Below are 26,107 nucleotides of genomic sequence, written 5' to 3' on the forward strand. Positions count from 1 at the left end.
TCCAACGGTCACAAGATACTGCGACATCCCCTGACAGGTGCGGTCCGCGCCGGGTCGAGACGCGGTCGTGATCGAGCGGTCACACCGAGGTCCACCGCCGCTGCGGCTGGCCGGTGCTCTTGGCCACCGGGTTCCACAGCGCGACGAAGTGCTGCTTGGCGGCCGTGGCGCGCTTCTCGCCGACGGCGCGGCCCGGGACGTGCCCGGCGTCCGGGCGCGGCCTGCCCTTGCATTTGCGCTGGTTGAACTCGGCCCACTTCAGCAGCACCTGGTCGACCTCCAGCGACGACTGGAACGACTGCCGCAGGTAGGCGCGCAGCTTCTCCCCGTTCTGCAACTGGTCGACCTGGAGGCTCTGGGTGCGGCGGAGCTGGTTCTGCCGCCGCTGCGCGACGCTCCGGAACCCGTTGATCGCCTGGGGCAGGTCCCGGCACGTGCGGGACGCGCCGAGCGCGCGGGTGAGGATCTTGCGGGTGTCGGAGCTGGCGTTGAGCAGCTCGTTGACCGAGCCCGCCTGCGCGCGGGCCGGACCGGGGAGCTTCTGCTTCTCCGCGACCTGCTGCTTGTTGGAGCTCGACGCGCTCGGCGTGGCCGACGGCTTGTTCTTGCCGTCCGGCCACATCACCAGGCACACGGCGACGAGCGCCACCGCGACCAGCGCGCACACCGAGATGATGAGCGGCTTGCTCGCCTGCCCGCCCGAGTGCGGGGGAGGGGACTGCGGATACCCGCCGAACCCGTCCATCGTCCCGCCCTGCCCGCCGGGCCCGCCCTGGCCCATCGGGCCGCCGAACCCGCCGGGGCCGCCGGGACCCATCGGGTCACCGGGACCCATACCGCCGCCGGGCCCCATCGGCATCGCACCGGGACCCATATTGTTCGGCCCCATACCGCCAGGCCCCATACCGCCGGGACCCATCGCGCCGGGACCCATCGCGCCGGGACCCATCGGGCCGCCGAACCCGCCGGCTCCGGCGCCCTGTCCGACCGGCGGCATCTGCATGCCCTGACCCACCGGGCTCTGGTCGAATCGCGTCTGGTCGAGCGGGGAGGGCTGCTCGGCCGGGCCGGGGACGAACTGTGTCGCGCCGTCGGCGCTCGGACCGACCACCATCGTCGCGTCGGCCTCGCCGGAGCCTCCCGGGACGGCCGGCGGTACCTGCCCGCCGCCCCACGCCTGGTCGGGCGGCTGGGGCGTCCACATCTCGGGTCCCGGGTCGGGCTGCACGTCCGGCTTGCGGGGTTGCGCGAACCACGAGTCGGGGACGATCGACTCGTTCACCGTCTCGGTGCCGAACGCGGCGGGCGGGGCGCCGGGGCCTGGCTGGTCGTTCGCCCACGCGGGCGGCGGCGGAGCGCCGAACCCGCCGGCCGGCGCGTTCCCGGACGCCGGGTTCCCGGACGCCGGGTTCCCGGACGGCTGCGCAGGGCTGCCCGCCATAGGGGTGTCGGGGTCGTCCTCGATCGTCCACGCCGCGGTCGCCTCAGGGTCGGCGGACGTCGGCGACGCAGACGAGGGCGCGGGCGCGGGGTCAGCGGGGGCCGGGGCCCACGCGGGCATCGGCGGCGGCACGAACATCGTGCTGTCGGCCGGTGACGGCTCGGCGGACGTCACCGGCGCGCCCAGCGGGACCGCACCGCTCGCCGGGGCCGGGTCGATCGGTGCGTTGCAGTGAGAACACCTGCCGAGCGTCCCGGGCGTGTTCGTACCGCACGTCGGACACTGCATCGCTCAGACCTCGCCTTATCGCCGCTTCGCCCACGTTGCGAGCATCGGCCCGCCAGCGGCGGGCGCTCCTTCCCACGTAACCGCGGGCTCCCGACAAAGTAATGGGTGGAGTCCTTCTTGGGCGCCTTGATGGGAATCTGTCTCACCGCGTTCGGGGCTCGCACCGAATCACGACATGTCACCGTCGGTCAAGATTGCCCCGGGTGGTTTACCTGGATCAGTGTGAGCCTCGTCGCATTCTGCCGTCCCCGGGGCGCGGATCGGGCGGAACGCGCCGGGACGCGACGGGACGGGTCGGACAACGGCTAGGCTCGGAACGGTTTCCGAGGCGCCCAGAGGCACACACCAGAGAAGACGGAGTCCATGAGCGATCTTCCGCTGCGTTCGCAGCTGGCCGTCGCGCTCGGTCGTACGGCCGCGAGGATGTCCCGCATCGCGGGCAAGGGTGACGGTTCGGTGATCGGAGGGCGGATCGGCCTCCGGCTCGATCCCGAACTCCTCACCAGGCTCGCCCGGGATCGCAACCTCGCCCTCGTCAGCGCCACCAACGGCAAGACGACGACGACCCGGCTGATCACCTCGGCGATGACGCCGCTCGGAGAGGTCGCCACCAACGCGTTCGGCGCGAACATGCCCACCGGGCACGTGTCCGCCCTCGCCTCCGCGCGGACCGCCCGGTACGGCGTCCTGGAGTGTGACGAGAAGTACCTCCCCATGGTCCTGGCCGAGACCGGCGCCAACGTGGTCGCGCTGATGAACCTGAGCCGCGACCAGATGGACCGTGCCGGTGAGATCTGGCTGCTGGCCGGCAAGTGGCGCAAGGCGCTGGAGGCGGCCCCGCAGAGCCACGTCATCGCCAACTGCGACGACCCGCTGGTCACCTGGGGGGCCTCGACCGCCAAGAGCGTGACCTGGGTGGCCGCGGGCCAGCACTGGCGCGAGGACTCCTGGTGCTGCCCCGAGTGCGGCGGCCCGCTCGACCGGCAGGGCGGCGAGGAGAACAGCGACTGGCGCTGCCGCCAGTGCCACTTCGCCCGCCCCCGGCCCGACTGGATCCTGCACGGCGACCAGGTCGTCGCGCCCGACGGACGCTCGTTCCCGCTCGGGCAGCTCTCCCTGCCGGGCCGCGCCAACCGGTCGAACGCCGCCGTCGCGCTGGCCGTCGTCGCTCAGTTCGGCGTCGCGCCCGAGCACGCGCTGCCGCTGCTCGGCGAGGTCAAGTCGGTCGCCGGCCGCTACACGACCGTCGAGCACGAGGGCCGCCGGCTCCGGCTGCTGCTCTCCAAGAACCCCGCGGGCTGGCTGGAGGCCTTCGACGTCCTCCAGCCCGCGCCCGGCCCCGTCGCTCTCTCGGTCAACGCGCAGGGCCCCGACGGCCGCGACACCTCCTGGCTGTGGGACGTCGACTACCGGATCCTGCGAGGCCGCCCGATCTGGGTGGCCGGCGAGCGGCGCGTCGACCTCGCGGCCCGTCTCGAGGCCGCCGACGTCGCCTTCACCATGGTCGACGACATCGAGCAGGCCGTGATGGCGGTGCCTCCGGGCCACCTCGACGTGATCGCCAACTACACCGCCTTCCAGAACATCCGAACGAGGTACGGCCGTGTCGTCTGACTCCACGCAAGCCGCCCCCCGCCGTCCGCTGCGGATCGTCTGGATCTACCCGGACCTGCTCAGCACCTACGGCGACCAGGGCAACACCATTGTCCTGGAGCGCCGCGCGGCGCTGCGCGGCATCCCGACCCAGACCGTCAACCTGCGGTCCGACGAGCCGGTGCCGCCCGACGGCGACATCTACCTCCTCGGCGGCGGCGAGGACCGTCCGCAGATCCTCGCCGCGCAGCGCCTCCGCAACGACGGCGGCCTGATCCAGGCCGCCCGCCAGGGCGCCGTGGTCTTCGGCGTCTGCGCGGGCTACCAGATCCTCGGCCACGAGTTCGGCGGCGAGGAGGGCCAGCCCGTCCCGGGACTCGGCCTGCTCGACATGCACAGCAATCGCGGTGCACAGCGCGCCGTCGGCGAGATCGTCGGCGACGTCGCGGGCGAGCTGGGGGTCCCCCGGATCACCGGCTTCGAGAACCACCAGGGCGTCACCCACCTGGGCCAGAACGTGCACCCGTTCGCCCAGGTCATCGCCGGTATCGGCAACGGCAACGGCTACGAGGGCGCCTACAGCGGCCATGTCCTGGGCACCTACATGCACGGGCCCGCCCTCGTCCGGAACCCCGGCCTGGCCGACCTCCTCCTCACCTGGGCCGCGGGCCACCCGCTCCAGCCCATCGACGACTCCTGGGCGGGCCGTCTCCGCGAGGAACGCCTCGCCGCCGTCCTGAACTGATCCGAACTCCGCCGATTCTTCGCGGCATGCCCACGGGCCGTCTCACGGACGACCCGCCGGGCCGAGCGGTGGGGCATCGCGCCGATGGACTCGGCGCATGCCCCACCGAGCAGGTCGGATCCTCTTCGTGGGCGCACGATCGCGCCGCCCGCCTCAGCCGAACCCATGTGACGCCCCTCTCAGTGCTGACCGGCTTCGCTGGTGGCGGGGGTATGTCGGCGCTGCGGGCGCGGGCGCGGGGGCGAGTCGGGTGGAGCGGGTGGGAGCCCGGAGTCCTTGGGCTGAGAGAGGCGAGGACGCCGCAGCGGTGTCCCGCTCTCGGTGACTTCGCCCAGCAGCCTGCCCAGAGTGTCTTCGGATCGGGTGAGGACCGCCTCGATGGCGGTGAGCCGCCGGAGCTGGTCGGCTTGGGTGGCCTGCATGGCCTGGAGCAGGCGATGGTGGGCGTCCAGCCTGCCGGCGACGGTCATGCCGGTGGAGTCCTCGGTCATGCCCACGTAGGTCTCCACGGCGTTCACGCGGAGGTGGAGGGCGCTGGTGCGCAGCATGGGAGGCCGCCTTTCTTGGGGAGGTCTGCGGTTCCCAGCATGCCGGGGCCTCACTTGATGTCACTACAGAATCGCGTTCTGTGGATAACCCCGGTCGTTGATCGCGAGCTGTAGACGGGGTGGCCGCGCGGCGGGCGCTCGGCCGGCGGCAGGATCCCGCCTTGGGCGCCGCCTGCGCGGACCGGCCGTGCTCGCGCGCCACCGTTGGGTCGTGTTGAAGGTACGTCCTTATAAACCCTTGGAAACGGCGCCAAAGTCTACACCGAAGGTTCAACGATAGCGTTGAAGCGACTTCGCCCCTATGGACAAGGATGACGCTATGGCGGATGACTCCACGACGATCGAGCTCAGCCGGTCCGAACTCCGCGAGGTCACCGGCTATGCGGTGGCGTGCGCGCGGCCTGCATTGGCGGTTTTCGAACGTGAACGTCCCGACGACCGGCGTCCACGAGCCGCGATCGACGCGGCGCAGGCGTTCGCGGACGGAGCCGAGCGGACCAAGGTGCTACGTGACTGTGCCTGGGCGGCACACCGGGCGGCTCAGGAGACCCGCGATGCAGGGCAGGCTGCGGCGAGCGACGCCGCACGTGCTGCCGCCAGCGCGTGCGGCGCGGCGTTCCTCCACCCCTTGGCCAAAGCTACGCAGGTCAAGCACATCCTCGGATCGGCCGCTCATGCCGCACGGGCGTTCGAACTCTCCGCCGGCGACGATTCCACCGTTGGAGCCGACCACATCGCGCAGTCGCGGGTCCTCGCGCATCCTGGCGTGGTGGACGTCCTGAGGCGCTACCCGGCCGCCCCGCCTGGCGGTGGGCGGGTCGGGGAACTCATCCGTCAGCTGGACGCGGCACTCCGGTGATTCCCGGCGGTGCGCTGATGTGCTGGTAGGACTCGGGTGCGGGCCCGCGTCCTCGTATGCCGGTCGGCGGAGATGCGGACGTCCGGGCCCGCCGAGAGCCACCCGGTGGCGGTGCCGTCTGGACACCGCTCCGGGGAAGCCGTGCTCAGCTTGAGAAGCGCCTGACCAGGAGCGCTAGGCGGCGTTCGTGATCCTCCTGGCGGAGTCTGCCGTTGTGCATCAGGGTGACGAGCCCGTGCAGGCCACTCCAGAAGGTCTCGGTCAGTACCTCCAGGTCGTCGTCTCCGGTGTGCGGGCGTATGGCCTGACGAAGCTCGTCGAACGCCTCGTGCAGGGCGGCCGGCGCTTCGGGCGTGGCCCACGGCAGATCGACGATGTGGGTGAACATCGCGTCGTACAGGGCGGGGCGCTGTGCGGCGAAGGTGGCATAGGCGGCGCCGATTCCGGCCAGGGTCTGGTCCGGGCCGGTCGCCGCGGTGCGGGCCGCGCGCAGGTCGGCGGCGAGGTCGGCACAACCCTCGACCGCGACCGCGGCCATGATGGCGCCCTTGCCCTTGAAGTGGCTGTAGAGCACCGGCTGGCTGTACTCGATCCGCGCGGCGAGGCGCCGCGTGGTCACCGCGTCCCAGCCCTCGGCCTCGGCCAGCTCCATCGCGGCCGTGACGATCGATCTTTCCCGTTCCGCCCGCTCGCGCTCCCGGCGCTCCTGAATCGACATGGCATCGAATCTAGCATCGCTAGCGCTCCTGTCGTTGGCATGTTAGTGTCGATCTCGTTCCTAGCACCGCTAGCACCTGGAGACACCATGCTCACCCCCATCGCCTACGGCCTGGCCATCGTGCTCAACCTCTTCTGCGTCTTCATCGGCCTGCGGTTCTTTGCGGTGCCGCGTGCCGCCGCCGCCGGATACGGTGTTCCGGCCAAGGAAGACGGGGACGCGGCCTACCTGACGATCAAGGGCCTGCGCGACGCGACCTTCGGCCTCCTCGGCCTGGTGCTGCTGGCCTTCGCGGACGCCCAGGCCGAGGCATGGTTCATGCTGGTCGTCGCCCTCCTCCCGCTTGGCGACACCGTCATCGTCCTGCGCCACGGGGGCACCAAGGCCGTTGCCTTCGGCATCCACTTCGCCACCGCCGTGGCGCTGCTCATCAGCGCCGCCCTCCTCTTCGCCGTCTGAGAATCCGAACCAGCAAGGAGCCACGCAGATGTCTTTGATCGCACCGGATTTCGACGAGTCCGTGATCGTCCGTTCCGCCGAGGCCGAGGTGATCGGCCGGGCGCCGACCACCATCCGGCTGCTGGCCGACAGCAGTTCGACCGGGGGCGCGCTCTCCACCCAGCGGGTCAGCCTCGTGAACGGCGCCGACGGCGCCAAGCCGCACCACCACTCCAATTCGGCGGAGCTCTTCTACGTGCTGGACGGCATGGCGCAGTTGCTGTCAGGTGAGCAGGTCGTCACCGCCGAGCAAGGTGACCTGGTCATCGTTCCGCCCGGCCTCGCGCACGCCTTCGCCGCCGCCCCGGGTGAGGACGCCGATCTCCTCATCGTCATCACCCCCGGTGTGGAGCGGTTCGAGTACTTCCGCCACCTGGAGCGCATCGCCTACGGGAAGGTGCCGCCGGAGAGCCTGCTGGAAGTCCAGGAGCTCTATGACACCTACTTCCGCAGCAGCACCGCTTGGGACGACGCCAGGCCCTGACGTCTTTGGGCCTGGCAGAGTGCTCCGGCCGCTGGGACGCTGCGCGCATGATCTGTTGCGGGCCCAGCCGCCGGGAGCTGATGCGCTGGAGCGCGGTGGTCGCGGGGGCGGCGCTGGTCCTCCCCGATCGCGCGCACGCGGACGAGGCGGTGCGGCCGGTGAATCTGGAGCTGGTCACGCTGACCGAGACCAGTGCGATCCTCACCTGGTACACCGGGGCCGCCGGTACCGATGACGGGCTGGGACGGATGAAGCCCGTACCGGCTGACGGCGAGGTCCGCTACGGGACGCGTCCCGGACGGCTCGACCAGCGGGCGTACGGGGACAGCACGCCCTACCACTACGCGGAGCTGACCGGACTCGAGCCGGGGCGCACGTACTACTACCAGGCTTGCTCGCGGGGGCGGCCCGCCAGTGCCACGGCGCTGGCGGCGGGACAGTCGGCGGGGACGCCTCTAGGGGACGGCGTGTTCGCGTTCACCACACCGCAGCCGCCGCCCGGACGGTTCCTGTTCTCGGTCGCGCTCTGCAACGACCTGCACTTGGGCGAGACGGTGGCGGGACTCGTAGGGCAACTGCCATGGATCAAGGGGATCGAGCAGGTTCCCGGGCATCCGCCCTACCCGGAGCTCATGGCCGAGGCGCTGGTCGCGGACGCCAGGCGGCGCGGCGCGTCCCGGCTGCTCGCGGCGGGCGACGTGGCGGCCGAGGCGGGGGTGGACGATCTGGGACGCGCCAAGGCCCTGCTCGACGGGTTCGGGACGTACGGCGAGGACTACCTGGTGGCGCGCGGCAACCACGACAGGGCGCACGAGGGCGGCTCGTGCAGCCCGGGACGGTGGCAGGGGCGGGACTGCTTCGGCGACGCGTTCTTCGACGGCAGGCCCAGCTACTTCTCGCACGACCTGGACGGACTGCGCGTGATCGGGCTCGACACCTACGACAAGCCGGGGAACGGGGGCGACGCGGGCGGGCTGTCGCGGGAGCAGCTCGCCTGGTTCGACGCCGAGCTGAAAGCCGACCGCGACCGGCCGACGGTCGTGTTCGGCCACCATCCGCTGTTCGTGGAGAACGCGCCGCTGGCCGTCACGGGTGGGCAGTCGCTGGACGCGGGCCAGTCTCTGTCGATTCTGGGGGCGTACCGGGGGACACCAGGGGTGTTCCTGCACCACGCGGGGCACACGCACCGGAATCAGCGTTCGGTGTTCCCGGCGGCGCCCCGGGTCGTCCAGCAGGAGGTCGGCGCGGTCAAGGAGTATCCGGGCGGGTTCACGCTGCTGCGCCTCTACTCGGGCGGGTACGCGCTGAACTTCTACAAGACGCGCAGCGATCCGGCCCGGGAGTGGAGTGAACGCAGTAGGCAGGAGCTCTCGGGACTCTGGCCGCAGCTCTCACTGGGGAACCGGGTGGCCGACCGTAACAGTGTGGTCGTCCGGGACCTGTCGGGCGTAGGCGGGTAGCTCACCGCTTCTGCTCTTCCTGTTCCGGACGTTCCCGGCGCGACTTCCGCAGGGAACCGGCCTGGGCGCGCTCGTCCGGGTGGGCCCGCACGCGAAGCAGGCTGGCGACGGTGGTGGCGGCCAGGATGAGCAGGATCACGAGGAGTGACAGCGGCGTGGGTATCTCGGGGATCGAGGCGCTGACGTCCTTGTGCAGGAACAGCAGGATCAGCTTGACCCCGATGAACGCCAGGATGACGGAGAGCCCGATCGACAGGTAGACCAGGCGTTCCAGCAGGCCCTCGATGAGGAAGAACAGCGCGCGCAGCCCCAGCAGCGCGAAGGCGTTGGCGGAGAACACGATGAACGGCTCGCTGGTCACGCCGAACACCGCCGGGATGGAGTCGAGCGCGAAGAGCAGGTCGGTGCTGCCGATGGCGATGAACACCAGCAGCAACGGTGTCATCACGCGCCGGCCGTCCTCGTGCGCGAGCATCCGCCCACCGTGGAAGCCGGTGCTCATCGGGAGGATCCTGCGCGCGCGACGGACGAGCCAGGTGTCCTCGACGTCGGGCTGCTCGTTGCGGTGCCGCACGAGCTGCACCGCCGTCCACAGCAGCGCCAGCCCGAAGAACAGGAAGGTGAAGGAGAACGCGTTGATCGCCGCCGCGCCGACCGCGATGAAGACCGTGCGCAGCAGGAGCGCCGCCGCGATCCCGAACAGCAGCGTCTTCTGCTGGTACTCCCGAGGCACCTCGAACCGGGACATGATGATGACGAAGACGAACAGGTTGTCGATCGACAGGCTCTTCTCGACCACCCATCCGGCGAAGTACTCCGTCCCGGGCTCCGAGCCGATCAGCCACAGCACCGCGAGCCCGAACAGCAGGGCCACCACGATGTAGAAGACCGACCAGAACGCGGCCTCGCGGATCCCGACGGCGTGCGGGCGCCGCACCGCGGTCACCAGGTCGAACGCGAACAGCACGAGGATCAGGCCGACCGTCGCGGGCCAGGCCCACACGGGTATCTCGACCATGCCGGGTGGCCCCCTCTCCGGAACGGGACGTCGGTCCTGGTCATGTCCGTTCCATAGAAGATCAACCGGGGTCGGGGACGGGCCGCCGCGCACTTTTCGAAAGCATCATGTCCGGGCAACGGAAACGTGTCGGTGACATTACGCGGCAACCCCCGGAGGGGCCGCCTCCGCTAGTGTTTGAATCCGGCGAAATGAGGTCGTACGGAGGTCTAGCCGTGGCCGGCCCTGCATCTGAGAGAACGTCCTACTGGTCTTCGGGAACCTTCTTCGCCAGCCTCGGCGACAAGCCGCGCAAGGACCTTCTGGAGCTGGTCCCGCCGGTGCGCTATCCGGCCGGGACCACCCTCGTCCGCCAGGGCGAACCGGGCATGCAGGCGTTCCTGCTGCGCTCGACCGGCCCGGCGTCGTCCGCCTGCGTGAAAGTGATCGCGACGCTGGAGAACGGCAGCGAGAGCATGCTCGGAATCAGGGTCGGCGGCGACGTGATCGGGGAGGTCGCCGCGATCCGGGCGACTCCGCGCAATGCCACCGTGGTGACCTGCACGCCAATTCTCGCGCATCCGCTTCCGCGGGAGATGTTCCTGGCGTTCCTCAATCGCCATCCGGAGGCGTGGCAGGCGATCGCCGCGATGATGGCCGACCGGCTCGACTGGGCCAATCGGCGGCGGCTGGAGTTCGTGGGGTACGACGTCCCGATCCGGCTGGCCCGGATCATCGTGGAGCTCGCCGACCGGCACGGCCGCGACGTCGCCGAGGGGCGCGAGCTCGGGGTGCGGCTGTCCCAGCCCGAGCTCGGCAAGCTGATCGGCGCGGGGGAGGACGCCGTCGGCCAGGCCATGCGCAGGTTCCGCGACGAGGGGTACGTGCTGTCCAAGTACCGGGCCGTCACGATCCTGACGCCCGACCGGCTGCGCGCGTTCGCCGAACTGCCCCCGCGGCACCCGTCCGCCGATTCCTGACACCCGTCCTCCCGGCCAGGACGGGAGGACGGGCGGTCAGCGGACGATGATCGTGCCCAGGCCGGCGACCAGCATCGCCGCGGTCCAGGGGACGGCCCGGGCCACCTTCGCGTGCTTGGCCCGGGCCAGGTCGGCGAGCAGCCGGATCATGGCCCACGCCTCCGCGCGCTCGGACGCCGGGTCGGCGGACGCGGGCGGCTCCGCGTCGCCGGTGAGGCAGGCGATGGCGAACCGGCTGTACCGCCGCGGCCCGTGCAGCCGGGGGCGCAGCGCCTGGAGCAGGTGGTATCCGGACACCGCGAGGGCGAGCACGAACACCGCCAGCAGGACCGACCACGCCGGTCCCGCCTGGTCGAGCGGGCCGTCCTGCGCGGCCACGACCGCCAGCGCGGTGCCGGCGTGCACGGCGAGCAGGGTGCTGACCTTGGTGTCGGCGTGCTGGACATGGTTCTGGAAGGAGTTCAGCAGGGCCAGCGTCACGGTCAGGTCGCGTTCACCGTCGTCCATGGATTCCCTTTCGCCCGGGGCCGCCGGTTCCGCCGGAGGCCGCCGGTTCCGATCCAACCGCCGCCGGACTTTCGGGAAGCCGCACGAATGCGGGAAGGCGGCGATGCGAGGATCACACCCCCCGATCCGAACGCTTGGCGGAACGCCGTATTGATGCGGTATCCGTGCGGCGGGCCGGGCGGAGACTGAATCCTTCTTCTGATCGTGCCGGTACCGGCGAAAGGGCGGATCATCTTGGAGCACGGTGAGGGTTTCGGCCGGCGGCTCCTCGTCTCGGTCGACGCGAAGAGCTACGGCCGCGGCGACGACCAGCGGCAGGTCGCCATTCAGGACGGCCTTCTCAAGGTGCTGGACGAGGCGGCCGCGGGGGCGCGTCTCTCCAGAGCCGGCTGGATCAGGCAGGGCGCCGGGGACGGCGAGCTCGCCGTGCTCCCCGAAGGGGAGAGCGAGCCGCGCGTCGTGGACGACTTCGTCCGCGAACTGCACGCGGCGCTGACGCGGCATAACCACGACCGCACGGACGAGGCGTGGCTGCGGCTGCGGATGGCCGTCCATTTCGGGGTCGCCATGCCCGCGTCCAACGGGTTCTCCGGGCAGGGCATCGTCGCGGTGAGCCGACTGGTCGATAGCCGCCCTCTAAGGGCGGCGCTCGCCGCGACCGGCGGCCCACTGGCGGTGGTGCTGTCCGGCCGCGTCTACGACGAGACGGTGGTGCAGCGCCATACGTCCCTGGCGGCGGCCGACTTCCGCAAGGTGCCGGTCCGTAACAAGGAGTTCGTGGAATCCGCGTGGATCCGGGTTCCGGGCGCCGACGTTCACGCACACGACCTTGGACTGGACGTCCAGGACGATGGCGGAGCACAAAACGGACGCGATACCGGGGGCGACACCGCGGGCGAGGGTGGCGCTGGTAGCGAGGGCGGCGCCGGTAGCGGACGGGTGCCCTCTCCGGCACCGGGTGTGCAGAACCAGTTCCACGGGACCGTGCATGCGCATGGCGCCACCTTCGGAAACAGCTTCCGGTGAGCGCCCATGCAGGAGCGTGACTCCGAAGACGCAGATCCGCAGGAGGCGGCGCAGGCGCCACGCGAGCCCGCCGCCGAAGCAGCCCCCAACGCCGAATCCCAAGCCGAGACCGATGCCGAAGATCCGGCGCACACGGACAAGCCGCGCTCGGAGAACAAGCAGGACAAGCAGAACGGTCAGGACACCTCGGAACGTCCCGGCATCGCCGTCATCAACGCCTTCTTCTCCGAGGTCATCGCCAACGGCTCCACGTTCGGAGCCGGCCTCGGGGAGGGCGACGGCGCGGCCAGGGGACTCGCGATGGCCGCCGCGCAGCGTCCGGTCACCGGGAGCGTGAGCGTCCCCGAGATCGCCGAGGCGCTGGACCACTACGTGGCCCCGGCCTGCTACGACGAGGCTCTGCACGCCCTCCGGTCCGAGGGGGTCGTCGTCCTCGCGGGCCCCGAGGGGACCGGCAAGCGGGCGGCGGCGATCTCCCTCCTCCGGGACTCGACGGGCGAGGGGCTGTGGGCGCTGTCCCCGACCGCGACGCTGGAGACGCTCGCCTCCCGCACCTACAACCGGGGCGCCGGGTACGTGGTGCTCGACCACTTCGAGCCGGGCCCGCGCGGCCAGGGCGGCGGCGGCCGGCAGGCGCGGGTCGCGGCCTTCGACTGGCAGCGGGTGTCCGGGCAGGTCCGCGAGGCGGGGGCCTACCTGGTGGTGACGACCACCGCCGTGCGCGACGCCGGGACGGGGGCGGGCGCGGTGCGGACCGTCCGCTGGGAGCCGCCTCATCCCGAGCGGGTCCTGCGCGCCCGGCTCGGTGCGTCCGTGGACGAGGCCGTCCTCGTCCAGGCCGTCGAGGCCGTCCCCGAGGTCTGGACGATGACCGACCTCGTCCGGTTCGCCAAAGATGTTCTGGCGGTGGCCGGCAGCGCGGGCGGCGTCGGCGACGGCGCCGTCGAGGCCATGGCCGGGGAGGCGTTCAGGGTCGCCGCGCGCCGCCAGGTCGCCGCGTGGTTCGACGGGGAGCCCACCCGCAGGGAGGTCGTGGAGATCACCGTGCTGGCGTTCGTACTGGGCGTCGGGGAGCGGGAGTTCGAGGCGTACGCCGCGGGGTTCGAGCGCGTCCTCGAAGGCCACGTCCCCGTGCCGCCGCCCCACCCCGCCGGCTCCGCGCCCGGGTCCGCGCCCGTCCAGGCGGGCGCCGCCACGGGGACGGCCGTCGAGCCCGCACCGGCCGCCGAGCCGTTCCAGCCCGCGGCGGACGCCCTGCCGCAGCGGCGGAGCGGGCGGATCACCCCCGGCGGCCTGCTGAAGGTCCAGCGCCACAGCGGCGGCGGGACGCCGCGCCGGTTCCTGGCGTTCAAGAACCCCGTCCAGCACCGGTTCGTCCTCGCCGAGCTGTGGGACCGGTTCGACGGCGCCTTCTGGGACGCGGCCGGCGAGTGGCTGGACGAGGTCGCCGGCGATCCCGGCACGCACGTCGTGGTCGCGAAGGGGCTGGCCCTGCTCTCCTTCGAGTCCTTCGACGAGGTGGAGACGGGCTACCTCGCGCGCTGGGCGGACGGCGGGCGGCTGCCCCTGCACCAGGAGACGGCGGTGCTGACGCTCTGGTTCATGTGCCTGGACGAGACCCTCGCGCCGGTCGCGCTCGGCGCGGCGACCAGTTGGGTCGGCTACGGGACGCCTCGGCAGCGCCGGGCCGGAGCCCTCGCGTTCTCCGGGCAGCTCGGCGTGCGGTACCCCGACGAGGCGCTGCGCCGCCTGTGGCAGCTGATCGTCCAGGACACCGACCTCAGCCCGGAGGCGACGGCCGCCATGGCGCAGCTGTTCGCCACCCTCGCCTCGCACGGGGAGGGCGCGGGGAAGGTGCTGCTGCTGCTGGACGCCAAGGTGCGCGGCCTCGCCCCGACCGGCGCGGACCGCCGCAGGTACAAGCTCGCCCTCGCGGCGGCCGTCCAGGTGCTGTCGGTGCGGGCGCCGCAGACCGGTGTGCCCAGCATCGCGATCTTCCTCGCCGAGCGTCCCGACCGGCTGCCCGCCGCCGCCGCGGTCTGGGCCGCCGCGCTGCGGCACCGGCCCTGCCGCCACGACGCGCTGCTGGCCCTGTGGGAGGTGCTGGGCGCGCTCGAACGCCGGGCCCGCCACTCGAACGGAACGCCCGGGGGAACGGCGCCGGACGGCACGTTCCAGAGACCGGCATCGGACGGCCCGGCCTCGGACGACGCGCCGGCCGGCCCGGCATCGGACATCGCGGTGGTCAGGGCGCTCGGCGGCGCGCTCGCCGAGCGCCTCCCGCCGCACGAGCGGGAGCTGCTGCGCAAGGACCTCGGCCACATCGCGCTCAGCGCGCGGAACCGCCGGACGCGCTCGAAGGTACTCACCGAGGTGCTGCTCGCGGCCCTTGACCGGGCCGAGCCCCGCACCGACCAGACCGAATCAGGAGAGCCGGCGTGAAAGTCAGCAGCTCGTACCCGATCATCGAACAGCGCGTCCTGGCGGAGGCGCCCAAACGGGGCCCGTTCGGGTTCGGCGGGCGCGGCCGGGCGGACGGCGACCTGCCGCGGGTGGACGCGCACCAGGTGCTCGTCTTCCGCGTCGACGGACGGTTCGTCCTGGACAACGGCTACCGCGGGCTGAGGGACGAGCAGGTCGTCAACGCGTCCCACGTCAGCCTGGTCGACATGACGCGGAACACGCCCGTCATGGTCGAGCTGGCGATCCCGTCGGCCGAGGCGGGCGAGTTCACCGTCCAGGTCCAGTTCCTGTGCACGGTCCAGGACGCCGAGACGGTGGTGCGGGACGGGCACGAGGCCACCATCGCGCTGCTCGGCTACCTGCGCAGCCACCACCGCATCTTCGAGCTCGGGCTCGACCACCCGCTGACCGCGATCAACACCGTCCGCCGGGACGTGAAGGCGCAGATCGAGGCCTACACCGAGCTCAAGCCGCCCAACATCCCGGGCATGACCATCGCGATGGCGAGCGTCGAGGTGCTCACCCCGGGCGAGCTGGTCGAGCTGCACCGGACGCTCCGCGGCCATCAGCACGGCCACACCGTGGAGCTGACCCGGGCGGCCCACGAGACCGAGCGCGACCGGGTGCGCACCGAGAACGACCAGGCCCTCGACCAGATGCGGGCCGACTACCAGCGGCTGACCGAGGAGCAGCAGATGCGCTTCGAGCAGCAGCGCCTGCTGTACGAGCGGCAGCGGCAGGAACTCGAGCAGGCGCTGGACCGGCAGCGGCAGCTCAGCGAGCAGGGCCTCGCCCGGCAGGCGCGCGCGTTCGCGCAGGAGGAGACCGCCGAGGTGTACGCGTCCATCGGCACCGACCCGCTCAAGGCCGCGCTGTTCGCGCACTCCAAGGGCGAACTGACGACCCGTGAGCTCCAGGGCGAGCTCGAGGCGGCCAAGGAGCGCGAGCAGGCCGAACAGGAGACGCTGCGGCAGGAGGCGCGCGAGGACGTCCGCCGCGCCGAGGAACTCGACCAGGCCGACCGCCGCTACGCGCTGGGCGTCCGGCTCGACGTCCTGAAGGAGGTCGCGCGGCACGGGCATCTCGACGAGATCCACGTCGACGTGGAGCGGCTCATCGGACGCCTCGTGGATGAGTCGGCGGGGAACGGGCGGTACGGCGTCTCCGGCGGCCCCGTCCCGACGACGGTCACGGCCGCCCAGGCGCCTGAGGAGGTCGCCGAGCTGCCCCGGGCCGCGTCCGCGGAATTCGCCGACGACGTGAGGGAAGAAGACGGTGACTAACGAGCCCCCGCCGGAGCTGCCGCTCACCCCGGAGCCCCCGCTCACCCCGGAGCCTCCGCCGCCGGTCTTGCAGCCTCCTCCGGCCGTGCCGTTCCGGCCGGTGCCGCCCGTGCGGGACCTGGGACGGTGGCTGAGGCGGCGGATCGGCGTGCGGGAGGAGATCCTCGACTGGGTCCCCGAGGAGCGGGCCCGCTACAGCAGGCTCGGCGCGATCGTCCTGAACACCGGCTGCCTCGCCGCGCTGTCGATGCTGCTGTTCCTGACCAAGGCGCTCGGAGCCCCGTGGATCCTGCTGGTCCCGGTCGCCGCCTTCTGGGGCTGGGTGATCTTCAGCTTCGACGCCTGGCTGGTCTCCAGCACGCACGGCGCGCTCCACGCGTCCAAGCTGGGGATCTACCTGCCCCGCGCGCTGCTCGCGATCCTGGTCGGCTGCGTCATCGCCGAGCCGCTGCTGCTGCGGATCTTCGAGTCGGAGATCCACCGCGAGGTCCGGGACGCGCGGGCCGCGGAGCTGCTGACGTACGAGAGCCGGCTCCAGGCGTGCAACCCGAAGGACGGCTCGAAGGTCGACGCGAAGAAGTGCCGGGAGTACCGCCTCACGATCGTCAACTCCCCGGAGGGCGACCGGGAGAAGCTCCAGAAGACCGTCGGGAACCGGGACGCCCTGCAAGCGCGCGTCAAGGACCTCTCGGCGCAGCTCGTCAAGAAGGAGGACATCGCGCGGAGGGAGTGCAACGGCGGACGGGGCAGCGGGCTCAGCGGCCGGTTCGGCGTGGGGCCGAGCTGCCGCCAGAACCGCAGGGAGGCCGACCGCTTCCGCACCGACAGCCGGATCGACGAGCAGCAGCGCCAGCTCAGCGCCTTGAACCAGGAGGTCGACCGGCTCAGCCAGGCGTCGGGGCAGGCGATCGACGAGTACGGCGCCGAGATCACCCGCCAGATCCGGGCGAGGGTCGCCGCCAAGCCCGCCATCACCGGCCGGATCGGCGTCCTGGAGGAGATCGACGGCCTCGACCGGCTCTCGGGGAAGAACCTGGTGGTCGGCGCCGCGCAGTGGCTGGTGCGGCTGCTCCTGGTGGCCCTGGAGCTGCTGCCGATCCTCACCAAGCTGATGGGCGGCACCACGACCTACGACCGGCTGGTGTCGTCCCGCCTGGCCGTCGACCGCGAGCTGCACGACGCGGAACTCGACCTGCTCAAGGCCCGGGAGGCGCGCAAGAAGCACGTCGGCCTGAAGAAGGTGCAGCAGCGGACCCGCAACGAGCTCCAGGACCTGGACCGGGTGGACGAGGCCACCGCGACCGCCGAGGACGAGGAGCTGAACCGGCGCATCGACGAACTGGCCAAGCGCCGGCGCCGCGAGGCCACCGAGCCGGACGGCGCCACCGAGCCCGCCAGGACCGCCGAGTCCGGCCGCCCGGCCCCGGACGGCCCTGCCGGGTCCACCGTCTCGCCGGGACCCGGGGTGATCCTCGGGGACCGGGTGAACGGGTTCGTGCCGGTTCGGCCGGCCGGCTCCGGCGACCGCCCGGATCAGTAGACCAGGGCCTGGGCGCCTTCCTCGGTGGCCTCCTCGACGAACGTCGGGGCGCCCGCGATCCGCACGCCGGGGATCACGTCGTCCGGCTCGATGCCGCGGCGCGCCGCGCACTGGGTGCAGACCGTCACCCGGCCGCCCGCGAGGACCACGCCGAGCAGGTCGTCCAGGGGGGTGGCGTGCGGGAGCTCCAGCTCCTCGGCCTTGCCGGGCAGCGCGTACCAGGCGGACTCGCCGGTCAGCCAGAGGGACACCGGCACGCCGCTCGCCACGCCCGCCGCCGCGACCGTGAACGCCTGGTTGCACCGCTCCGCGCCGTCCGCGCCCGCCGTCGCCTTGATCACCAGAGATCTCGCCATACCGGGAACTCTAGCCGCGGCCGGCGGGCCCGTCGGGTGCGGCGCGGCACCGCGGGGGGCGGCGCGGGCGCGTCGGCGCCGGCGGGACGGCGGCCGGGCGTAGCATCGCGTGTCGTGAGCGGCATGGTGAACGCGGGAGTCCTGGTCCTGGCGCTCGGGCTGGTGGTGGTCGCGGCGATCCTGCTGATCGTGCGGCTGGGCAGGCTGAGATAGGCGCTACGCTCGTTGCCCATGGAGCCTGAGCTGCACCCGGACCTTGAGCCCCTGAAGTTCCTCCTCGGAGCCTGGGAGGGCGCCGGCGTCGGCGGCTATCCCACCATCGAGGACTTCCGCTTCGGCCAGGAGATGTCGTTCACTCACATCGGGAAGCCGTTCCTGATCTACGCTAGCCGCACCTGGATGCTGGAGGAGGACGGCTCGCTCGGCCGTCCGCTGGCGACCGAGAGCGGATACTGGCGGCCCCGGCCCGACCACCAGGTCGAGGTGATGCTGGCGCACCCGACCGGGATCACCGAGATCTACCAGGGGAACGCGGCCTTCAACCGGGTCGAGCTCCAGACCGACGTGGTCGCGCGGACCGAGTCCGCCAAGGAGGTCACCGGCGGCACCCGGCTGTACGGGCTGATCGGGGAGGACCTGGGCTGGGCCTACGACATGGCCGCGATGGGGCAGAAGCTCCAGTCGCACCTGTCGGCGCAGCTCAAGCGCGTCGGCTGACCCCGCCCCGTCCCGCCCCCGGCACGGACGGCTCGGGAGGGTCCGGACATGGAACGATCCCCGGACCTTCCCACCGGGTGGCGGGAGACGGACGGGACTGGCCCATCGGTCCGGGGATCGGGTAACTGCCTGGTATTCGCCGGTCACCGTTGCGACCGGCGGCCACCGCCCGGGGGCGGCGGCTCCGAGGCGAAACGGCGACTAGCGGACAGCCACCTCGCGAGTCCCAGAATAAATCATTTCCTGGACCACCTCCTTTCGCGCGTACCAGCACGCTATGCGAGCCCTCCTGAGCGAGGCAAACGAATTTGCGGTGAACCCATCCCGTGACCTCCGGCACATAGACTCTGGACATGGTCGAGTCGTGGCAGGAGGAACTGCGGGCCAAGGGGTACCGGGTCACCCCGCAGCGTCAGTTGGTGCTCGAAGCGGTGACCGACCTCGAGCACGGGACCCCCGAGGAGATCTGCACCGAGGTGCAGCGCACCGCCCGCGGCGTCAACATCTCCACCGTGTACCGCACGCTGGAGCTCCTTGAGGAGCTCGGGCTGGTCAAGCACGCCCATCTCGGGCACGGTCCGCCCAACTACCACCTGGCGGCCGAGGCCGAGCACATCCATCTGGTGTGCCGCGACTGCGGCACGGTCAACGACGTCGACCCCAGGGCGGCGGCCGGGCTGGCCGAGCGGCTGGCGGCCGACTTCGGGTTCCAGACCGACGTGCACCACCTCACCGTCTACGGGCTCTGCAAGAACTGCCATCCGTGATCTTCGGCCGCTCCGGCGGCTCCAGGGGCCCGCGGGGGCGACATAGTCTGGGTTCATGGAGAGCCCGTTGTTGCAGTTGCCCGGGGCCGTCGCAGCCGACGCGCCCGACCAGGAGGTCGCCGCGCACTACGGCGAGCCGTCCCAAGAACAGCGCGCTCTTGAAGCGGGCACCGCGTTCGTCGACCGGAGCAACCGCGGCGTCGTGCGCGTCTCGGGCCCCGACCGGCTGAGCTGGCTGCACAGCCTCCTCAGCCAGCATCTGAGCGGGCTCAAGCCGTTCGAGGCGACCGAGGCGCTGCTGCTCAGCGCGAACGGGCACATCGAGCACCATCTCCAGATGATCGACGACGGCGAGGCGGTCTGGGCGCATGTCGAGCCCGGCACCGCCCCGGCGCTGACCGACTTCCTCGACCGGATGCGGTTCATGCTGCGCGTGGAGGTCGCCGACGTGAGCGACCGGTACGCCGTGGTGACGTCCGGCCTGGAGCCGGCGCCGGGCGTGCTGGCCCTGCCCGACGTTGCGGGCACCGCGCAGATCATCGACCGGTCGGCGCTGGCCGCGGTGCCCGCGTCCGGCGACGTCCGCCCGGCCGGGCTCTGGGCGTACGAGGCGCTGCGGATCGCCGCGCACCGGCCCCGGCTCGGGTTCGACACCGACCACCGGACGATCCCGCACGAGACGGGCTGGACCGACACCGCGGTGCACCTGGCCAAGGGCTGCTACCGGGGGCAGGAGACCGTCGCCCGCGTGCACAACCTGGGCCGCCCGCCGCGCCGCCTGGTCTTCCTGCACCTGGACGGCAGCGTCGACCGCCTGCCCGCGCACGGCGACCCGGTGGAGATCCCCGGCGGCCGGACGGTCGGGTTCGTCGGGTCGGCGGCCCGGCACCACGAGCTCGGCCCGGTCGCGCTGGCCCTGGTCAAGCGGAACGTCCCGGTCGACGCCGAGCTGCTGGCCGGCGGGGTCGCGGCGGCGCAGGAGGTCGTGGTGTCGCCGGAGACGGGCCGCAACGCCAACATCAATCTCGGCCGTCAAGCCGCAAAACGGGCGTAAAACCCCTACCGTCCGGGCAAACTCGTCTGGCGTGGACGATTCCCGTCGGCCGCCGTCCGGGGAGGTGGGTTCCTTACCGATGGTCGCGAACCTGGGGGACAGGGAACCGCCGCTCGCGAAGAAGAGCGCGACGGGCCGGCGCCGCCGCCGGCGCAGGGAGTCCGCACTGGTGTGGTGGGGCGTGCTCGCGGCGGTCGCCGTGGCGGCGTGGCTGCTGCACTCCTGGCGGCTGGCGCTGATCGTGCTGCTGTTCTGGTGCCTGTACGAGTTCCTGCTGGTGCCGACGATCTGCCGGGTGACGACGCGGCAGGGGTTCTCCTGCCGCGAGCCCGTCCGGGGACGGCTGTTCGCGTGCACGCCCCGGCATCAGCTGATGAAGGGCGACGGGCTGTGGCGGCTGTTCGGCCTCCAGGGCGTCGCCCGCAAGCGGCTCGGCCGCTCCGGGCCTGAGGCGCAGAACCCTCCGCGCGGCGGCGTCCGAGAGGGCGGTGCCGCCGGCGGTGGCGGCCGTGAGCGTGAGACGGGTGTGGTGGTGTTCTCCCCGGAGGTCCGCGGACGGCTCGCCCAGGCCGACCGCGTGATGATCCTGCTGGCCGCCGCCGGGACCGTGGTCACGATCATCGGGATGGTCTACGGCCTCGCCCGCTGAGGATCACCGCTCCCCGGCCGCCCCGCCGCCCCGCCGGTCAGAGGTCCAGGATGACGGTGATCGGACCGTCGTTGACCAGGGCGACCTTCATGTCGGCGCCGAAGACCCCCGTCTCGACCTTGGCGCCGAGCGCGCGCAGCTCGGTGACGACCGCGTTGACCAGCGGCTCGGCGACCGGGCCGGGCGCGGCGGCGGTCCAGGTGGGCCGGCGGCCCTTGCGCGCGTCCCCGTACAGGGTGAACTGGCTGACGACCAGCAGCGGGGCGTTCAGGTCGGAGCAGGACCGCTCGCCCTCCAGGACGCGCAGCCCCCACAGCTTGGCGGCCAGCCTCCGGGCCTGCTGCGGGGTGTCGTCGTGCGTCACCCCGACCAGGACCAGGAGGCCCGGACCCTCGATCTCCCCGACGATGAGATCGTCAACGGTCACGCTCGCCTGGCTCGCCCTCTGGACTACGGCCCTCATGCCATGCATTCTGCCGCCTATGGGAGCAACGACGCTCATCACGGTGGCGCCCACCGGTGCGGAGTCCGCGAAGGCGGATGTTCCGGCCCTGCCCGTCACCCTTGATGAACTGGTCCAGACGGCCAAGGAGTGCGAGGCGGCCGGGGCGGCCGTCATCCACGTGCACGTCCGCGACGACGACGCCAAGCCCACGCTCGACCTGTTCCTGCTGCGCGACACGGTGCAGGCGCTGCGGTCCGGCACCGGGCTGATCGTCCAGCTGTCGACGGGAGGGGCGGTCACCGATCCGTACGAGGACCGGCTGCGGGTGCTGGAGGCGGCGCCGGACGGCTGCTCGCTGACCTGCGGCACGGTCAACTTCGGCGACGAGGTGTTCATGAACCCGTGGCCGTTCATGGTGGAGCTGTACCGGCGCACCCAGGAGATGGAGATCGTGCCGGAGTTCGAGCTGTTCGACCTCGGGCAGGTGACGGCGCTGCACCGGCTGCTCGACAAGTACGGCCTCCCGTACGGCGGGCACGTGCACTGCGACCTGGTGATGGGGGTGCCGGGCGGGATGCCGGGGGACGCGCGGTCGCTGGTCGCGGCGGTCGCGGCGCTGCCGGAGGGGGCGACGTGGTCGGCGACGGGCGTCGGCCGCACGGCGCTGCCGGTCATGTTCGCGGCGCTGTCGGCGGGCGGGCACCTGCGGGTCGGGATGGAGGACACGCTGACGCTGTCCAAGGGGCGGCCGGTGACCGCCAACGTCGAGCTCGTCGAACGGGCGTCGGCCGCGGCGGAGCTGGCCCAGCGTCCGCCGATGTCCGCCGCCGAGGCCCGCGCGCTTCTCGGCGTCCGCCCGCGCTGACCCGGCCGCCCGGCCTCGGAGCCCCGAAGGAACGGGGCGGGGGCGGATGCGCCCGGGTTGGGTACCTTTCCGGTGAGAGTGATCATCGGAGCGGGGAACCGGGAGGCCGTGGTGGAGATCAATCCGGTGCTGGTGGAGGTGGAGCGCTCCGGTTTCGTGGAGTCATGGCACCGGGGCGCCGCCGCCGGGCTCGCCGCCGACGGCTCGACGGTGGTGCGGGTGGGGACGCCGGAGGAGGCGATCTTCCCGAGGTCGGCCAACAAGCCGATGCAGGCCGTCGCGATGCTCAGGTCCGGCCTGGACTTGGACGGCGCGGAGCTGGCGCTCGCCGCGGGCAGCCACTCGGGCGAGGACTTCCACGTGGAGGGCGTCGAGAAGATCCTCGCCGGCGCCGGGCTGGGCGCGGACGCGCTGCGCTGCCCGGCGCAGTGGCCGCTGGACCCGGACGCCTACCTGGAGGTGGCCCGCAACGGCGGCGGCCGGTCCCGGCTGCGGATGAACTGCTCGGGCAAGCACGCGGCCATGCTCGCCGCCTGCGTCGCGGCGGGCTGGCCGACGGGCTCCTACCTGGACGCCGACCATCCGCTCCAGGCCGCCGTCCGCGCGGTCGTGGCGGACCTGTCCGGTGAGCAGCCCCTCGCGGTGGGCGTCGACGGCTGCGGCGCCCCGCTGTTCGCGATCTCCACGACGGGCGTCGCGCGGGCCTTTCGGGCGCTGGTGCTGGCCGCGCCCGGCACGCCCGAGCGCCGCGTCGCCGACGCGATGCGGACCCATCCGCAGTGGACCTCGGGCACCCGCCGCGAGGAGCGGCGGCTGATGGACGCGGTCCCCGGGCTGCTGGTCAAGTGCGGCGCGGAGGGCGTGGACGCGTTCGCGCTCGCCGACGGCCGCGCGGGCGCCGTCAAGATCGACGACGGGGCGATGCGGGCCCGCACCCCGGTCACTGTCGCGCTGCTGCGGGCCCTCGGCGTGGCCGGGGCGCCCGGCGTGGACACCGCCGTCCTGGACGAGCTGTCGGCCGTCGAGCTGCACGGCGGTGACGCGACGGTCGGTGCCATCCGTCCGGCCCCAGGGGTGTTCGACCGCTGAGGGAGTGAGGCGCCGAACGGCAGGCGGGAGCCGGGCGGCGGCAGGCGGCAGGCGGGTCGGTCGCGACGGGTCAGTCGCGACGGCGCCTGCTGTCCGGTGCGTCCGCTCTCGACGGGGGCGCGTCTTGTGCATCCCGGTTCGCGGAGGTCTCGTTCGGGGTGCCCGTGTTCGGGGTCCCCAGCTTCGGGAAGCCCGGGTGCGGGACGCCGGCCTTGGGCGTGGGCGCGTCCGTGGCGGGCGTCTTCGTGAGCGCCAATCTGCCCGCGACCGTCTTCCCGGTCGCCGTCCTCCTGAGGACGGCGGTCTCGGCGTGTGCCCTCTCGGCCATGGCCTTGTTGGCCGGGTCGAAGAAATGCGGCGGATAACTGTGCGAATACATGCCGGGCCTGTATTGGTACAGGCCGCCCTCGATCGGGCCGCGGTGCGGCGACTGGTCGTGCCGGCGCTCAGGATGGATCTTGCGGATGGCGGCCGAGAGCGTCAGCCCCAGCCAGACCACCATGGAGATCGTGATGATCGCGGGCCCGAGCCAGTAGGGCAGGTTGTGGCCGAGCATCGAGGCGTCGGCCAGGATCGTCGCCGCCATGTCCCCACCTCCCGAATCGGAATCCGCTGGTGACAAGTCCAATATACGAACCCCTGGAACACCGCGAACGACGACACCAGCGACTCATGTCGCCATTCATGGCGAATCGGGTATCGGGCGTTATGGCGGATTGACCGCGACATGAACGTCCCCCCGCGGTGTTGGCGGCGCCATGGGGGAACGCGGGCGGGGAATGTCAGTTCGCGACCGTCTCGGGGGCCGGTTCGGCCGCCGGACCGGGGGCGCCGAGCGTCCGGTCGCGGCCCGCCGCCAGGCCGGGGACGCCGAGCAGAACGGCGATCACCAGCACCACGGTCACCGGAACGGTCCATCCGCCGGTGGCGTCGCGCAGTGCGCCGAGGACGAGTGGGCCGACCGCCGCGAGCGCGTAGCCGACGCCCTGGGCCATCCCGGAGAGATGCGCCGCGACCTGGGCGTCGTGCGCGCGGAGTCCGAGGAACGACAGCGCCGTGGCGAATCCGATGCCCTGCCCGATGCCGAGCACGACGGTCCACACCCACACCGACCCGATCGGCGCCCAGGCGACCCCGGCGAAACCGGCCAGGCACAGCAGCACCGTCGCGATCACCAGCGGGCGCTGGTCGCGCATCCAGCGGCCGAAGACCGGCACCGCCAGCGAGCCGAGCGCCTGGAGCAGGCTGACCGAGGCCAGCGCGTACCCCGACGCCGCCTCGCTGAGCCCGCGGTCCTGGCAGATCGTCGGCAACCACCCGATCACCACGTACGCCAGCAGCGACTGGATGCCCATGAAGAGGGTGATCTGCCACGCCAGCCCGGACCTCCAGACCAGCGCGGCCACGTGCCGGGAGTCGCGGCCCGGCGCCCCGGCCGGAGCGGCCTTCGCCGAGCGGGAGCTCCGCACGGCCCGGGGCAGCGCCGCCACGCCCGCCAGCGCCGCGGGGATCACCAGCAGCGACAGCGGCAGCCGCCACGAGCTGTCCAGCGCGTCCTCGACCGGCACCGCGATGCCGGACGAGACCGCCGCGCCGATCGTGACGGCGATCGTGTAGATCGCGGTCACCGTCGTGATGTGGCCCGGATGGTCCCGCTTGATGAGGGCCGGCATCGCGATGTTGCCGATGCTGATCGCGACGCCGGCGACCAGCGACCCGGCGAACAGGAAGAACGGGGCGTCCAGCAGGCGCAGCAGCAGCCCGGTGACCAGCAGCGCCATCCCGATCACCAGCAGCGTCTCGGGCCGCGGCGCGCGCCGCAGGAACGCCGCCAGCAGCCCGTACGAGCCGAAGAACAGCAGCGGCAGCGTGGTGAGGGCGCCCGCCGCCGTGCCGGACAGGTGGAAGTCGCCGCGGATCTCGGTGAGCAGCGGGCCGACCGCGGTGATCGCGGGCCGCAGGTTGAGCGCGACCAGGACGATCAGCGCGAGCTGGCCGGCCAGCACGGTGCGGCGGGCGCTCACCGCCCCTCCCCGTCCGCCTCGCCCGGCCCGACCAGGGCCTCGAGGGCCGCGAGCGTCGGCTCGACCACGGCCGCCGCGGCGCGCGCCGCGGCCTCGCCGTCCCGGGCGATGATCGCGTCGAGCACCGCGCGGTGCGCCGCCGGACCGGCCTCGGGGACCTCGTGGTCGAGCCGGATCGTGCGCATCGAGTCGCGCAGGTGGTCCAGGAAGTAGCGGCACGCCTCGATCAGCACCGGGTTGTGGCCGGCCTCGGCGACGCCCACGTGGAAGCGGGCGTCGGCCGCGCCGAACGCGTCGGCCTCCAGGGCCGCGTCGCGGGCGGCGAGCAGCCCTTCGAGGCGCTCCAGGTCGGCGTCCGTGCGGCGGCGCGCGGCGAGGCGCGCGGCCTGGACGTCGTAGGCGAGCTGCACCTCGAAGACGTCCCGCAGTGTCCCGCGGCCGACGTCCCGCAGCAGCGGACGCGGGTCGGCGCTGCTGAGCACGTACGTGCCGTCGCCCCGGCGCACCTCCAGCACGCCGACATGGGACAGCGCCCGGATCGCCTCGCGGACCGCCGGCCTGCTGACCCCGAGCCGGGCCGCCAGGTCGAGCTCGGCGGGGATCCGGTCGCCCACCCGCCACGAGCCGCCGCTGACCTCGGCCTGCAACTGGTCGAGCACGGCGTCGACGGTCGAGCCGCCCCGGACGGGACTCAAAGCCACGCGACCTCCT

28 protein-coding genes are annotated in these 26,107 nt (G+C 72.4%); 18 read left to right on the top strand and 10 right to left on the bottom strand.

The features are described from left to right. Positions 1-79 precede the first annotated feature (79 nt). The gene (locus OHA34_RS27035; protein WP_329519295.1) at positions 80-1,282 is read right to left on the bottom strand and encodes a hypothetical protein; all 1,203 of its coding nucleotides are present in this window, start codon (positions 1,280-1,282) and stop codon (positions 80-82) included. A gap of 7 nt (positions 1,283-1,289) precedes the next feature. Here OHA34_RS27035 and OHA34_RS27040 point away from each other — a divergent pair, with 7 nt between their 5' ends. The 3 genes from OHA34_RS27040 to OHA34_RS27050 all read left to right on the top strand — a co-directional run bounded on the left by OHA34_RS27040 (position 1,290) and on the right by OHA34_RS27050 (position 4,067). After that, a complete protein-coding gene (locus OHA34_RS27040; RefSeq protein ID WP_329519296.1) occupies positions 1,290-1,676 on the top strand; it encodes a hypothetical protein in 387 nt (128 codons plus the stop codon). Positions 1,677-2,092: 416 nt separating this feature from the next. After that, positions 2,093-3,343 (top strand): MurT ligase domain-containing protein, encoded by a 1,251-nt coding sequence (locus tag OHA34_RS27045; RefSeq protein ID WP_285938766.1) that lies wholly within the window; start codon positions 2,093-2,095, stop codon positions 3,341-3,343. Further along, positions 3,333-4,067 carry a type 1 glutamine amidotransferase gene (locus OHA34_RS27050; protein WP_285938765.1) on the top strand — a complete coding sequence of 245 codons (735 nt, stop codon included), beginning with the start codon at positions 3,333-3,335 and terminating at the stop codon, positions 4,065-4,067. The genes OHA34_RS27045 and OHA34_RS27050 overlap by 11 nt, the downstream gene beginning before the upstream one ends. Positions 4,068-4,246: 179 nt before the next feature. On the opposite strand, the gene OHA34_RS27055 is transcribed toward OHA34_RS27050, so the two are convergent. Continuing rightward, positions 4,247-4,615 carry a hypothetical protein gene (locus OHA34_RS27055; RefSeq protein WP_329519297.1) on the bottom strand — a complete coding sequence of 123 codons (369 nt, stop codon included), beginning with the start codon at positions 4,613-4,615 and terminating at the stop codon, positions 4,247-4,249. 319 nt (positions 4,616-4,934) lie between these two features. On the opposite strand from OHA34_RS27055, the gene OHA34_RS27060 reads away from it, so the two are divergent. After that, complete coding sequence (locus OHA34_RS27060; protein ID WP_329519298.1) at positions 4,935-5,474, top strand: putative immunity protein; 540 nt, start codon at positions 4,935-4,937, stop codon at positions 5,472-5,474. Positions 5,475-5,619: 145 nt separating this feature from the next. On the opposite strand, the gene OHA34_RS27065 is transcribed toward OHA34_RS27060, so the two are convergent. After that, positions 5,620-6,192 carry a TetR/AcrR family transcriptional regulator gene (locus tag OHA34_RS27065; protein WP_285938762.1) on the bottom strand — a complete coding sequence of 191 codons (573 nt, stop codon included), beginning with the start codon at positions 6,190-6,192 and terminating at the stop codon, positions 5,620-5,622. 87 nt (positions 6,193-6,279) lie between these two features. Between OHA34_RS27065 and OHA34_RS27070 the strand changes: the two genes are divergently transcribed. The 3 genes from OHA34_RS27070 to OHA34_RS27080 are packed head-to-tail and all read left to right on the top strand — an operon-like array spanning position 6,280 to position 8,634. After that, on the top strand, positions 6,280-6,651 hold the full coding sequence (locus tag OHA34_RS27070; protein ID WP_285938761.1) for a DUF4267 domain-containing protein: 372 nt from the start codon (positions 6,280-6,282) through the stop codon (positions 6,649-6,651). Positions 6,652-6,679: 28 nt separating this feature from the next. Next, entirely contained in the window at positions 6,680-7,174 is a 495-nt protein-coding gene (locus OHA34_RS27075) for a cupin domain-containing protein (protein WP_285938760.1), read from the top strand. 47 nt (positions 7,175-7,221) lie between these two features. Further along, on the top strand, positions 7,222-8,634 hold the full coding sequence (locus OHA34_RS27080) for a metallophosphoesterase family protein (protein WP_329519299.1): 1,413 nt from the start codon (positions 7,222-7,224) through the stop codon (positions 8,632-8,634). Between the two features lies 1 nt (position 8,635). Here OHA34_RS27080 and OHA34_RS27085 read toward each other — a convergent pair whose 3' ends face one another. Continuing rightward, positions 8,636-9,652 (bottom strand): TerC family protein, encoded by a 1,017-nt coding sequence (locus OHA34_RS27085; RefSeq protein ID WP_285938758.1) that lies wholly within the window; start codon positions 9,650-9,652, stop codon positions 8,636-8,638. Between the two features lie 215 nt (positions 9,653-9,867). Between OHA34_RS27085 and OHA34_RS27090 the strand changes: the two genes are divergently transcribed. Then, entirely contained in the window at positions 9,868-10,611 is a 744-nt protein-coding gene (locus OHA34_RS27090) for a Crp/Fnr family transcriptional regulator (RefSeq protein ID WP_285938757.1), read from the top strand. A gap of 36 nt (positions 10,612-10,647) precedes the next feature. On the opposite strand, the gene OHA34_RS27095 is transcribed toward OHA34_RS27090, so the two are convergent. After that, the gene (locus tag OHA34_RS27095) at positions 10,648-11,118 is read right to left on the bottom strand and encodes a hypothetical protein (RefSeq protein ID WP_285938756.1); all 471 of its coding nucleotides are present in this window, start codon (positions 11,116-11,118) and stop codon (positions 10,648-10,650) included. Positions 11,119-11,322: 204 nt separating this feature from the next. Here OHA34_RS27095 and OHA34_RS27100 point away from each other — a divergent pair, with 204 nt between their 5' ends. Genes OHA34_RS27100 through OHA34_RS27115 form a run of 4 tightly spaced genes read left to right on the top strand, consistent with a single transcriptional unit; the run spans position 11,323 to position 17,430 of the window. Beyond that, positions 11,323-12,144, top strand: a complete 822-nt coding sequence (locus tag OHA34_RS27100; RefSeq protein ID WP_329519300.1) for a hypothetical protein — start codon at positions 11,323-11,325, stop codon at positions 12,142-12,144. Between the two features lie 6 nt (positions 12,145-12,150). Beyond that, on the top strand, positions 12,151-14,586 hold the full coding sequence (locus OHA34_RS27105) for a hypothetical protein (RefSeq protein ID WP_329519301.1): 2,436 nt from the start codon (positions 12,151-12,153) through the stop codon (positions 14,584-14,586). Then, positions 14,583-15,890: a hypothetical protein gene (locus OHA34_RS27110; protein ID WP_285938753.1), complete on the top strand. Its 1,308-nt coding sequence runs from the start codon at positions 14,583-14,585 to the stop codon at positions 15,888-15,890. Before OHA34_RS27105 ends, OHA34_RS27110 begins: the two co-directional genes overlap by 4 nt. After that, complete coding sequence (locus tag OHA34_RS27115) at positions 15,883-17,430, top strand: DUF4407 domain-containing protein (RefSeq protein ID WP_329519302.1); 1,548 nt, start codon at positions 15,883-15,885, stop codon at positions 17,428-17,430. The genes OHA34_RS27110 and OHA34_RS27115 overlap by 8 nt, the downstream gene beginning before the upstream one ends. On the opposite strand, the gene OHA34_RS27120 is transcribed toward OHA34_RS27115, so the two are convergent. Beyond that, positions 17,424-17,786 carry a DsrE family protein gene (locus tag OHA34_RS27120; RefSeq protein ID WP_285938751.1) on the bottom strand — a complete coding sequence of 121 codons (363 nt, stop codon included), beginning with the start codon at positions 17,784-17,786 and terminating at the stop codon, positions 17,424-17,426. The genes OHA34_RS27115 and OHA34_RS27120 overlap by 7 nt on opposite strands. 231 nt (positions 17,787-18,017) lie before the next feature. Here OHA34_RS27120 and OHA34_RS27125 point away from each other — a divergent pair, with 231 nt between their 5' ends. From OHA34_RS27125 to OHA34_RS27140, 4 genes are all read left to right on the top strand, one after another. Then, entirely contained in the window at positions 18,018-18,503 is a 486-nt protein-coding gene (locus tag OHA34_RS27125) for an FABP family protein (protein WP_285938750.1), read from the top strand. Positions 18,504-18,856: 353 nt separating this feature from the next. Beyond that, positions 18,857-19,270 (top strand): Fur family transcriptional regulator, encoded by a 414-nt coding sequence (locus OHA34_RS27130; protein ID WP_285938749.1) that lies wholly within the window; start codon positions 18,857-18,859, stop codon positions 19,268-19,270. Between the two features lie 55 nt (positions 19,271-19,325). Then, entirely contained in the window at positions 19,326-20,324 is a 999-nt protein-coding gene (gene ygfZ / locus OHA34_RS27135; protein ID WP_285938748.1) for a CAF17-like 4Fe-4S cluster assembly/insertion protein YgfZ, read from the top strand. A 79-nt stretch (positions 20,325-20,403) separates the two neighbouring features. After that, the gene (locus tag OHA34_RS27140; protein WP_285938747.1) at positions 20,404-20,973 is read left to right on the top strand and encodes a hypothetical protein; all 570 of its coding nucleotides are present in this window, start codon (positions 20,404-20,406) and stop codon (positions 20,971-20,973) included. Between the two features lie 37 nt (positions 20,974-21,010). Here the strand turns inward: OHA34_RS27140 and dtd are convergent, their stop codons facing one another. Beyond that, a complete protein-coding gene (gene dtd / locus OHA34_RS27145) occupies positions 21,011-21,436 on the bottom strand; it encodes a D-aminoacyl-tRNA deacylase (protein WP_285938746.1) in 426 nt (141 codons plus the stop codon). Between the two features lie 19 nt (positions 21,437-21,455). Here dtd and OHA34_RS27150 point away from each other — a divergent pair, with 19 nt between their 5' ends. Continuing rightward, positions 21,456-22,283 carry a 3-keto-5-aminohexanoate cleavage protein gene (locus OHA34_RS27150; RefSeq protein ID WP_285938745.1) on the top strand — a complete coding sequence of 276 codons (828 nt, stop codon included), beginning with the start codon at positions 21,456-21,458 and terminating at the stop codon, positions 22,281-22,283. Positions 22,284-22,355: 72 nt separating this feature from the next. Continuing rightward, the gene (locus OHA34_RS27155; protein WP_329519303.1) at positions 22,356-23,372 is read left to right on the top strand and encodes an asparaginase; all 1,017 of its coding nucleotides are present in this window, start codon (positions 22,356-22,358) and stop codon (positions 23,370-23,372) included. 70 nt (positions 23,373-23,442) lie between these two features. Here the strand turns inward: OHA34_RS27155 and OHA34_RS27160 are convergent, their stop codons facing one another. The 3 genes from OHA34_RS27160 to OHA34_RS27170 all read right to left on the bottom strand — a co-directional run bounded on the left by OHA34_RS27160 (position 23,443) and on the right by OHA34_RS27170 (position 26,097). Continuing rightward, complete coding sequence (locus OHA34_RS27160; protein ID WP_329519304.1) at positions 23,443-23,958, bottom strand: hypothetical protein; 516 nt, start codon at positions 23,956-23,958, stop codon at positions 23,443-23,445. A gap of 196 nt (positions 23,959-24,154) precedes the next feature. Continuing rightward, entirely contained in the window at positions 24,155-25,396 is a 1,242-nt protein-coding gene (locus OHA34_RS27165) for a CynX/NimT family MFS transporter (protein ID WP_285938742.1), read from the bottom strand. Then, positions 25,393-26,097 carry a FadR/GntR family transcriptional regulator gene (locus OHA34_RS27170; RefSeq protein WP_285938741.1) on the bottom strand — a complete coding sequence of 235 codons (705 nt, stop codon included), beginning with the start codon at positions 26,095-26,097 and terminating at the stop codon, positions 25,393-25,395. Before OHA34_RS27170 ends, OHA34_RS27165 begins: the two co-directional genes overlap by 4 nt. Positions 26,098-26,107 lie beyond the last annotated feature (10 nt).

Source organism: Spirillospora sp. NBC_01491, assembly GCF_036227065.1.
Lineage (GTDB): Bacteria > Actinomycetota > Actinomycetes > Streptosporangiales > Streptosporangiaceae > Spirillospora > Spirillospora xylanilytica.

Excerpts from the sequence above, each read along its gene's own strand:
- OHA34_RS27045 (WP_285938766.1), top strand. The coding sequence starts at position 2,093 with ATGAGCGATCTTCCGCTGCGTTCGCAGCTGGCCGTCGCGCTCGGTCGT.
- OHA34_RS27055 (WP_329519297.1), bottom strand. The coding sequence starts at position 4,615 with ATGCTGCGCACCAGCGCCCTCCACCTCCGCGTGAACGCCGTGGAGACC.
- OHA34_RS27060 (WP_329519298.1), top strand. The coding sequence starts at position 4,935 with ATGGCGGATGACTCCACGACGATCGAGCTCAGCCGGTCCGAACTCCGC.
- OHA34_RS27065 (WP_285938762.1), bottom strand. The coding sequence starts at position 6,192 with ATGTCGATTCAGGAGCGCCGGGAGCGCGAGCGGGCGGAACGGGAAAGA.
- OHA34_RS27070 (WP_285938761.1), top strand. The coding sequence starts at position 6,280 with ATGCTCACCCCCATCGCCTACGGCCTGGCCATCGTGCTCAACCTCTTC.
- OHA34_RS27075 (WP_285938760.1), top strand. The coding sequence starts at position 6,680 with ATGTCTTTGATCGCACCGGATTTCGACGAGTCCGTGATCGTCCGTTCC.
- OHA34_RS27080 (WP_329519299.1), top strand. The coding sequence starts at position 7,222 with ATGATCTGTTGCGGGCCCAGCCGCCGGGAGCTGATGCGCTGGAGCGCG.
- OHA34_RS27085 (WP_285938758.1), bottom strand. The coding sequence starts at position 9,652 with ATGGTCGAGATACCCGTGTGGGCCTGGCCCGCGACGGTCGGCCTGATC.
- OHA34_RS27095 (WP_285938756.1), bottom strand. The coding sequence starts at position 11,118 with ATGGACGACGGTGAACGCGACCTGACCGTGACGCTGGCCCTGCTGAAC.
- OHA34_RS27105 (WP_329519301.1), top strand. The coding sequence starts at position 12,151 with ATGCAGGAGCGTGACTCCGAAGACGCAGATCCGCAGGAGGCGGCGCAG.
- OHA34_RS27120 (WP_285938751.1), bottom strand. The coding sequence starts at position 17,786 with ATGGCGAGATCTCTGGTGATCAAGGCGACGGCGGGCGCGGACGGCGCG.
- OHA34_RS27125 (WP_285938750.1), top strand. The coding sequence starts at position 18,018 with ATGGAGCCTGAGCTGCACCCGGACCTTGAGCCCCTGAAGTTCCTCCTC.
- OHA34_RS27130 (WP_285938749.1), top strand. The coding sequence starts at position 18,857 with ATGGTCGAGTCGTGGCAGGAGGAACTGCGGGCCAAGGGGTACCGGGTC.
- ygfZ (WP_285938748.1), top strand. The coding sequence starts at position 19,326 with ATGGAGAGCCCGTTGTTGCAGTTGCCCGGGGCCGTCGCAGCCGACGCG.
- OHA34_RS27140 (WP_285938747.1), top strand. The coding sequence starts at position 20,404 with ATGGTCGCGAACCTGGGGGACAGGGAACCGCCGCTCGCGAAGAAGAGC.
- dtd (WP_285938746.1), bottom strand. The coding sequence starts at position 21,436 with ATGAGGGCCGTAGTCCAGAGGGCGAGCCAGGCGAGCGTGACCGTTGAC.
- OHA34_RS27150 (WP_285938745.1), top strand. The coding sequence starts at position 21,456 with ATGGGAGCAACGACGCTCATCACGGTGGCGCCCACCGGTGCGGAGTCC.
- OHA34_RS27160 (WP_329519304.1), bottom strand. The coding sequence starts at position 23,958 with ATGGCGGCGACGATCCTGGCCGACGCCTCGATGCTCGGCCACAACCTG.